This window comes from Micromonospora sp. AMSO31t (assembly GCF_008868175.1).
Lineage (GTDB): Bacteria > Actinomycetota > Actinomycetes > Mycobacteriales > Micromonosporaceae > Micromonospora.
In genome coordinates, this window is record NZ_WBKT01000233.1 from 1 (window position 1) to 7064 (window position 7064).

At 77.3% G+C, this 7064-nt stretch carries 8 protein-coding genes; 6 read left to right on the forward strand and 2 right to left on the reverse strand.

Annotated elements, in window-relative coordinates:
• Nucleotides 1-27: 27 nt before the first annotated feature.
• Genes F8274_RS29310 through F8274_RS29335 form a run of 6 tightly spaced genes read left to right on the forward strand, consistent with a single transcriptional unit; the run spans nucleotide 28 to nucleotide 5251 of the window.
• On the forward strand, nucleotides 28-516 hold the full coding sequence (locus F8274_RS29310) for a YbaK/EbsC family protein (protein WP_151465593.1): 489 nt from the start codon (nucleotides 28-30) through the stop codon (nucleotides 514-516).
• Nucleotides 513-1244, forward strand: coding sequence for a monooxygenase (locus F8274_RS29315; protein ID WP_151465594.1), 732 nt, complete (start codon nucleotides 513-515; stop codon nucleotides 1242-1244). The genes F8274_RS29310 and F8274_RS29315 overlap by 4 nt, the downstream gene beginning before the upstream one ends.
• Nucleotides 1241-1819: an N-acetyltransferase gene (locus F8274_RS29320; protein ID WP_151465595.1), complete on the forward strand. Its 579-nt coding sequence runs from the start codon at nucleotides 1241-1243 to the stop codon at nucleotides 1817-1819. Before F8274_RS29315 ends, F8274_RS29320 begins: the two co-directional genes overlap by 4 nt.
• Entirely contained in the window at nucleotides 1816-2628 is an 813-nt protein-coding gene (locus F8274_RS29325; RefSeq protein ID WP_151465596.1) for a carotenoid biosynthesis protein, read from the forward strand. Before F8274_RS29320 ends, F8274_RS29325 begins: the two co-directional genes overlap by 4 nt.
• Entirely contained in the window at nucleotides 2625-3752 is a 1128-nt protein-coding gene (locus F8274_RS29330) for a glycosyltransferase family 2 protein (RefSeq protein ID WP_151465597.1), read from the forward strand. Before F8274_RS29325 ends, F8274_RS29330 begins: the two co-directional genes overlap by 4 nt.
• Nucleotides 3753-3763: 11 nt before the next feature.
• Nucleotides 3764-5251, forward strand: a complete 1488-nt coding sequence (locus F8274_RS29335) for an NAD(P)/FAD-dependent oxidoreductase (protein ID WP_151465598.1) — start codon at nucleotides 3764-3766, stop codon at nucleotides 5249-5251.
• Nucleotides 5252-5287: 36 nt separating this feature from the next.
• Here the strand turns inward: F8274_RS29335 and F8274_RS29340 are convergent, their stop codons facing one another.
• Together F8274_RS29340 and metF are read right to left on the reverse strand one after the other, a co-directional pair.
• Nucleotides 5288-5977: a CDP-alcohol phosphatidyltransferase family protein gene (locus tag F8274_RS29340; RefSeq protein ID WP_151465599.1), complete on the reverse strand. Its 690-nt coding sequence runs from the start codon at nucleotides 5975-5977 to the stop codon at nucleotides 5288-5290.
• A gap of 44 nt (nucleotides 5978-6021) precedes the next feature.
• Nucleotides 6022-6939, reverse strand: coding sequence for a methylenetetrahydrofolate reductase [NAD(P)H] (gene metF, locus F8274_RS29345; RefSeq protein WP_151465600.1), 918 nt, complete (start codon nucleotides 6937-6939; stop codon nucleotides 6022-6024).
• Nucleotides 6940-7064 lie beyond the last annotated feature (125 nt).

Consider the following 7064-nt stretch of genomic DNA (forward strand, 5'->3'; position numbering starts at 1 on the left):
CCGGGAGGGGTGGGGAGAATGAGGGGCATGCAGCCACACCCGAACGTGCAGGCGGTGCAGCGGGCGCTCGACGACGCGGGCGCGCGGGACGGCTCCGGCGGCCCGAGCCAGGTCCGCCTGCTGCCCGAGGCCGTGCACACCGCCGCCGCGGCGGCGGAGGCGCTCGGCGTCGAGGTCGGCGCCATCGCCAACTCGCTCGTCTTCGACGCCGACGACGCGCCCCTGCTGGTGCTCACCTCCGGCGCGCACCGGGTGGACACCGCCGGGCTGGCCGCGTCCCTCGGCGTCACCCACCTGCGCCGGGCCACCCCCGAGTTCGTCAAGCGGCACACCGGCCAGGTCATCGGCGGGGTCGCCCCGGTCGGCCACCCGCAGCCGCTGCGCACCCTCGTGGACACCGCGCTGGCCGCGTACGACGAGGTGTGGGCGGCCGGCGGCGTGCCGCGGGCGGTCTTCCCCACCACGCACGCGGAGCTGCTGCGGCTCACCGCCGGCACCCCGCACGAGGTGGCGTGACTCCCGACCTCGTCACGCTGCACGTGTGGCGGATCCCCCGGACGGCCGTCCCCGGCGCGCTGGCCCGGATGGCGACCCACCCGGCGCGGCTGCGCCGGCTGCCCGGCGTCCGGTTCGCCAAGCTGCTCGGCACCGGGACCGGCACCGGCTTCGGCCCCGGCGACGCCGACCTGACCCGGTGGGCCGCCCTGGTGGTGTGGGACTCCCCCGCCGCGGCGGCCGGCTTCGACGCCTCCCCGGTGGGTCGGTCCTGGGCCCGGCTCGCCCGCGCCCGGGTGCGGGTGGACCTGCGCCCGCTGACCAGCCGGGGCGAGTGGTCCGGCCGCCGCCCGTTCGGCGAGCCGCCCGGCGGTCGGGTCACCGGGCCGGTGCTGGCGCTGACCCGGGCCCGGCTGCGGGCCCGCCGGGCGGTCACCTTCTGGCGGGCCGTCCCGCCGGTCGCCGCCGCCCTGCACACCGCGCCCGGGCTGCTCGCCCGGTTCGGCGTCGGCGAGGCCCCGCTGGGCTGGCAGGGCACGGTGAGCGTGTGGCGCGACGCCGCGGACCTCGTCGCGTTCGCGTACCGTCACCCGGAGCACCGGGCGGCGATCACCCGCACCCCCACCGAGGGCTGGTACGCGGAGGAACTGTTCGCGCGGTTCGCGGTGGCCGACGTGGTCGGCGACCGCGCGGTGCTGGGATGGGCCGCCCCCGGGAGCGGCCCGGAAACGGCGAGAGGGAACGCATGAGGTTGGTGCGGTGGACGCCGGACGATCTGGTCCGGCGGCTGGACGACGTGGTGGCCGTCTACGGCGAGGCCATGGGCTACCGCGCCGACCTGCTGGAGGCCCGGCGCGGTTACATCGCCACCCACGTCCGCCGTCCCGGCTTCCGCGCCGTCGCCAGCCTGACCACCGAGGGACACCTGGCCGGCTTCGGGTACGGCTACCTGGGCGCCGCCGGCCAGTGGTGGCACGACCAGGTGCACCGGGCGCTGGACGCCGAGGCCCGGCAGCGCTGGCTGGCCCACTGCTTCGAGGTGGTCGAGCTGCACGTCCGCCCGCCCGCGCAGGGGCACGGCCTGGGCGCCGGCCAGCTGCGGGCGCTGCTCACCATGGCCGAGGGCAGCACGACCCTGCTCTCCACGCCGGAGGCCGACGAGCAGAAGTCCCGGGCCTGGCGGCTCTACCGCCGGTTCGGCTTCGTCGACATCCTGCGCCACTTCCACTTCCCCGGCGACGAGCGGCCGTTCGGCGTGCTCGGCCGGGACCTGCCGCTGCCCCCGCCCGGCCCGGGCGGCGCCCCGGCGCCGGACACGCCATGACGTGGGGCCGGCTGCCCTGGGCGCTGCTGGCCGTCCTGGTCCTGGCCCAGATCTGCTACCCGCTCACCGGTGGCGCCACCCGGGCCGCGCTCACCGTGGCCACGGTCGGGCTCGGCTGGCTGCTCTCCGTCGGCCACGCCCTGCTCACCCGGGGCACGCGCACCGCGCTCGCGCTGGTCGCCGTGGCCACCGGCGGCGGCTTCGCCATCGAGGCGCTCGGCGTGGCCACCGGCTTCCCGTTCGGCAGCTACGACTACTCCGGCGAGCTGGGCCCGAAGCTGGCCGGGGTGCCGCTGGTCATCCCGCTGGCCTGGACCTGGATGGCCTGGCCGGCCTGGCTCGCCGCGGTCCGGCTCACCCGCTCCCGCCCGGCCCGGGTCGCCCTCGCCGCGGTCGGGCTGGCCGCCTGGGACCTCTTCCTCGACCCGCAGATGGTGGCCGAGGGCTACTGGCGCTGGCGGGACGCCGTCCCGGCCCTGCCCGGCCTGCCCGGCATCCCGGTCAGCAACTACCTCGGCTGGCTGCTCTTCGCGGTGCTGCTGACGGCCGCGCTGCGCCCGCTCGCCGGGCCGGCCGTCGACCGGACCGACGCGCGGGACGCGCCGATGTTCGCGCTCTACCTGTGGACGTACGCCTCCAGCGTGCTGGCGCACGCGGTCTTCCTCCGGCTGCCCGCCTCGGCGGCCTGGGGCGCGGCCGGGATGGCGGTGGCCGCCGTGCCGCTGGCGGTGACGCTGCTGCGCGCCCGCCGGCGCCGGGCCGCTGACGGGGTGGCGGAGCCGACCCCCCGGGTCGACGCGCCCGCATGATCCCCGCGCTGGTCCTGGCCGCGGCGGTCGCCGTGCTCACCGCGCACACCGTCGTCAACGCCACCGCCTGGCTGCGCCGCCCCGGCGCCGGCCCGGTCGAGGTCACCGAGGCGGTGGCGGTGCTGCTGCCACTGCGCGACGAGGCCGACCGGGTCACCCCGTGCCTGCGCGCGCTGCTCGCCCAGCGCGGCGTGCCGGAGCTGCGGATCGTGGTGCTCGACGACGGCTCGACCGACGGCACCGCCGACGTGGTCCGCGCGCTGGCCGGCGACGACCCCCGGGTCACAGTGCTCACCGGGGTCGCCCCGCCGCCCGGCTGGCTGGGCAAGCCGCACGCCTGCTGGCAGCTCGCCACCCGCACCGGCCCGGCCCCGACCGTGCTGGCCTTCGTCGACGCCGACGTGGTGCTCAGCCCGTACGCGGTCGCCGCGGCGGTGACCGGGCTGCGCGCGGCGGGCGCGACGCTGCTGTCGCCGTACCCCCGGATCCTGGTGCGGACGGCGGCCGACCGGCTGGTGCAGCCGCTGCTGCAGTGGTTGTGGCTCACCTTCCTGCCGCTGCGCGCCATGGAACGCTCGCCGCGGCCGTCGCTCGCGGCGGCGGGCGGGCAGTTCCTGGTCGTGGACCGGGCCGGCTACCTGCGGGCCGGCGGGCACGCCGCGGTCGCCGACCGGGTCCTGGAGGACATCGAGCTGGCCCGGGCCGTGAAGCGGTCCGGCGGCCGGATCGCCCTGGCCGACGGCTCCCGGCTGGCCGCCTGCCGGATGTACGACAGTTGGCCGCAGCTGCGCGACGGCTACAGCAAGTCGCTCTGGGCCTCCTTCGGGCATCCGGCTGCCGCCGCCGTGGTGGTGGCCCTGCTGCTCCTGCTCTACACCGCTCCCCCGCTGGTCGCGCTCGGTGCCCTGGCGGCCGGCGCGCCGGTCACGGCCGGGCTCGCGCTGGTCGCCTGGCTGCTCGGCGTCGCCGGCCGGGCGGTCAGCGCCCGGGCCACCGGCGGGCGGGCGTGGCCCGACGCGCTGGCACACCCCGTGTCGGTCGTGGTCCTCGGTTGGCTGACCCTCCGGTCGTACCATCTGCGGAAGCGACGCCGGCTCACCTGGCGGGGTCGCCCGGTCGGCTAGGAGGGGGCGGCATGGCGCGGATCGTGGTCATCGGCGCCGGCGTGGGCGGCCTGGCCGCCGCCGCCCGGCTGGCGGTCACCGGGCACGAGGTCACCGTCCTGGAACGGGCCGACACGGTCGGCGGCAAGCTCGGCCGGCACCGGCACGACACCCCCGAGGGGTCGTGGCACTTCGACACCGGGCCGAGCCTGGTCACCCTGCCGCAGGTGTTCCACGACCTGTTCGAGGCGACCGGCGCGAAGCTCGACGAATACCTGGACCTGGTGCCGCTGGACCCGATCGTCCGGCACGTCTTCCCCGGCGGCGGACCCGCCCTGGACTCCTGCGCCGACCCGGCCGAGTTCACCGCCCGCGTCGGCGCGGCGTTCGGCGACCGGGCCGCCGCCGACTGGCAGCGGCTCTGGCGCCGGGCCGGCCGGGTGTGGGCGGCCTCGCACCGGAACGTGCTGCGCCGCACCGTCGACTCCCCCCGGGACCTGGCCGCGCTGGCCTGGCGGCTCGGCGACCTCGCCGCCATCGGCCCCGGCCGCAGCCTGCGCGGGCTGGGCCGCCGGCACCTGTCCGACCCGCGGCTGCGGATGCTGCTCGACCGCTACGCCACCTACACCGGCGCCGACCCGCGCCGCGCCCCGGCCGCGCTGGTCGCCGTCCCCTACGCCGAACTGGCGTACGGCGGCTGGTACCTGCGCGGCGGGCTGGCCACCCTGGCCGACGCGCTGCTGTCGCGCTGCCTGGACCTCGGCGTCGTGGTGCGCACCGGCGCCACGGTCACCCGGATCGACGCGGCCGGCGGCCGGGTCCACGGCGTACGCCTCGCCGGGGTCGCCGCCCCCGTCCCCGCCGACGTGGTGGTGGCCAACGTCGACGCGCTGACCGTCTACCGGGACCTGCTGCCCACCCCGCGCCGGCTGGCCGCGCTCACCGACCGCAGCCTGGCCGGATTCGTGCTGCTGCTCGGCGTCCGCGGCGACTCCGGGCTGGCCCACCACACCGTCTTCTTCCCCCGCGACCACGACGCCGAGTTCGACGCGGTCTTCGGCGACCCGGGGCGGGGGGTCCGGGCCCGGCCCGCGCCCGACCCGACCGTCTTCGTCACCGTGGCCGACGACCCGGCGGTCCGCCCGGCCGGGCACGAGGCGTGGTTCGTGCTGGTCAACGCGGCCCGCCACGGCACCGTCGCGGGTGCGGTCGACTGGCGGCGGCCGGGGCTGGCCGACGCGTACGCGGACCGGATCCTCGACGTGCTCGCCGAGCGGGGCGTGGACGTGCGGGACCGGCTGGTGTTCCGGGAGATCCGCACCCCGGCCGACCTGGACGCGGCGACCGGCGCGCCGGGCGGGGCCATCTACGGCACCGCGGGCGGGCTGCTCCGCCCGGCCAACCGGGGCCCGGTGGCCGGGCTCTGGCTGGTCGGCGGCTCCAGCCACCCCGGCGGCGGCCTGCCCATGGTCACCCTGTCCGCGGAGATCGTCGCCGACGCCATCGGCCCGGCCTGGTAGGGCGCGGCCGTCGGGCCGGCGTGGATCGGACCGGGGTCAGTCGGCGTCGACCAGGGCGCGGCGGACGGCGGAGAGCAACTGGCCGAGGCCGAAACCGGCCAGCAGCACCCAGACCGTGGTGGCCATGGTGATGGTGCCCGAGGTCAGATCGGTGTCGATCAGCCCGGTGAGCCCGGCGACCACCAGCCCGACCAGGGCCACGCACACCCGGGTGGGGCGTTCCCCCACGGTCACCGCCCCGATCTCCCGCATCCCGGCCGACACCGCCCGGGCCCGCACGTACTCGTGCAGCCAGGACAGCCCCCCGGCCGCGGCAACCAGCGCGCCGGGGGCGCCGAGCAGCCAGAACGCGGTCAGCCAGGCGGCCTCGCCGAGCCGGTCGGCCACCGAGTCGTAGACGTAGCCGAGCCGGGTGGTGCGGTTGGTCGCCACCGCCACCGCGCCGTCGACGCTGTCCGCCACCGCCGCGAGCAGCACGAACAGCGCGCCCAGGAACGGCCCGTCGCCGGCCCGCCCCACCAGCAGGGGTACGCAGACGCAGAGCAGCACCCCGACCACGGTCACCGGGGTGGGGCCGACCCGCAGCCGGCCCAGGATGTAACCCACGTGGTAGGCGAAGCGCAGCCAGGCGCGGACCACCGGCGCGGCCACCCGGGGGTCGAAGCCGCCGTGCAGGCGCGCCCACGCGGTCGCGTACTGGTCCCAGTTCAGCTGTGTGCCCACCACGGATCAACCGTAGAAGGGCCGTGGCGGTGTCGTGGGCCGGGTGCTCACACCCACGCGTCGGCGCGCAGGCGCTGCCAGACCTCCCGCGTGGCGGTGGACCGGTTGAGGGTGATGAAGTGGATGCCGGGCACGCCCTCGTCCAGCAGCTTCGCGCACATCTCGCTCGCCTGCTCGATGCCCAACCGGCGGACCGCCTCCGGGTCGTCGGCCACCGCGGCGAACCGCTCCGCGAGGGCCGGCGGGAAGGGCGCGCCGGAGAGCTGCACGGACCGCTCGATGGTGCCCAGCTGGGTCACCGGCATCACCCCGGCCAGGATCGGGGTGTCGCAGCCGGCGGCGGCCACCCGGTCCCGCAGCCGCAGGTAGTCGTCGGCGTCGAAGAACATCTGGGTGATCGCGAACTCGGCGCCGGCCCGGCACTTGCGGACGAAGTGCGCGGTGTCGCTGGCCACGTCGGGCGAGCGGGGGTGCTTGTAGGGGAACGCGGCCACCCCGACGCTGAAGTCGCCGGCGTCGCGCACCAGCCGGACCAGCTCCTCGGCGTACCGCACGCCCTCAGGATGCTTGATCCACTCGCCGCCCGGGTTGCCGGGCGGGTCGCCGCGCACGGCCAGCACGTTGCGCACCCCCACCGAGGCCAGCCGGCCGATGACGTGCCGCAGCTCGGCGACCGAGTGGTCGACCGCGGTGAGGTGCGCCATCGGCAGCAGGGTGGTCTCGGTGGCGATCCGCTCGGTCACCGCGACCGTGGTGTCCCGGGTCGAGCCGCCCGCGCCGTAGGTGATCGAGACGAACGAGGGACGCAGCGACTCCAGCTCGCGGATGGCCTGCCAGAGCAGGCGCTCCCCCTGCGGGGTCTTCGGCGGGAAGAACTCGAAGGAGAAGGTGGGCCGGGCGTCACGGATCAGCTCCCCGATGGCCGGCTGGGGGTTGGGGAGGACCGAGGGAAGACCGAGCGCCACGGACCGACTGTAACCGGCCGGTCCGGGCCGACCCAGGATCTTCCCAGCCCGCGAGCACGAGGGCGGCGGAGCGTCGTACCCCGGGGGTAGAACGGGGGCAGCGCGGTGGGGCCGGCCGGTGGCCG

Bases quoted from the DNA above. Each gene is read 5' to 3' on its own strand.
- F8274_RS29310 (WP_151465593.1), top strand. From the start codon at position 28: ATGCAGCCACACCCGAACGTGCAGGCGGTGCAGCGGGCGCTCGACGAC.
- F8274_RS29320 (WP_151465595.1), top strand. From the start codon at position 1,241: ATGAGGTTGGTGCGGTGGACGCCGGACGATCTGGTCCGGCGGCTGGAC.
- F8274_RS29325 (WP_151465596.1), top strand. From the start codon at position 1,816: ATGACGTGGGGCCGGCTGCCCTGGGCGCTGCTGGCCGTCCTGGTCCTG.
- F8274_RS29330 (WP_151465597.1), top strand. From the start codon at position 2,625: ATGATCCCCGCGCTGGTCCTGGCCGCGGCGGTCGCCGTGCTCACCGCG.
- F8274_RS29335 (WP_151465598.1), top strand. From the start codon at position 3,764: ATGGCGCGGATCGTGGTCATCGGCGCCGGCGTGGGCGGCCTGGCCGCC.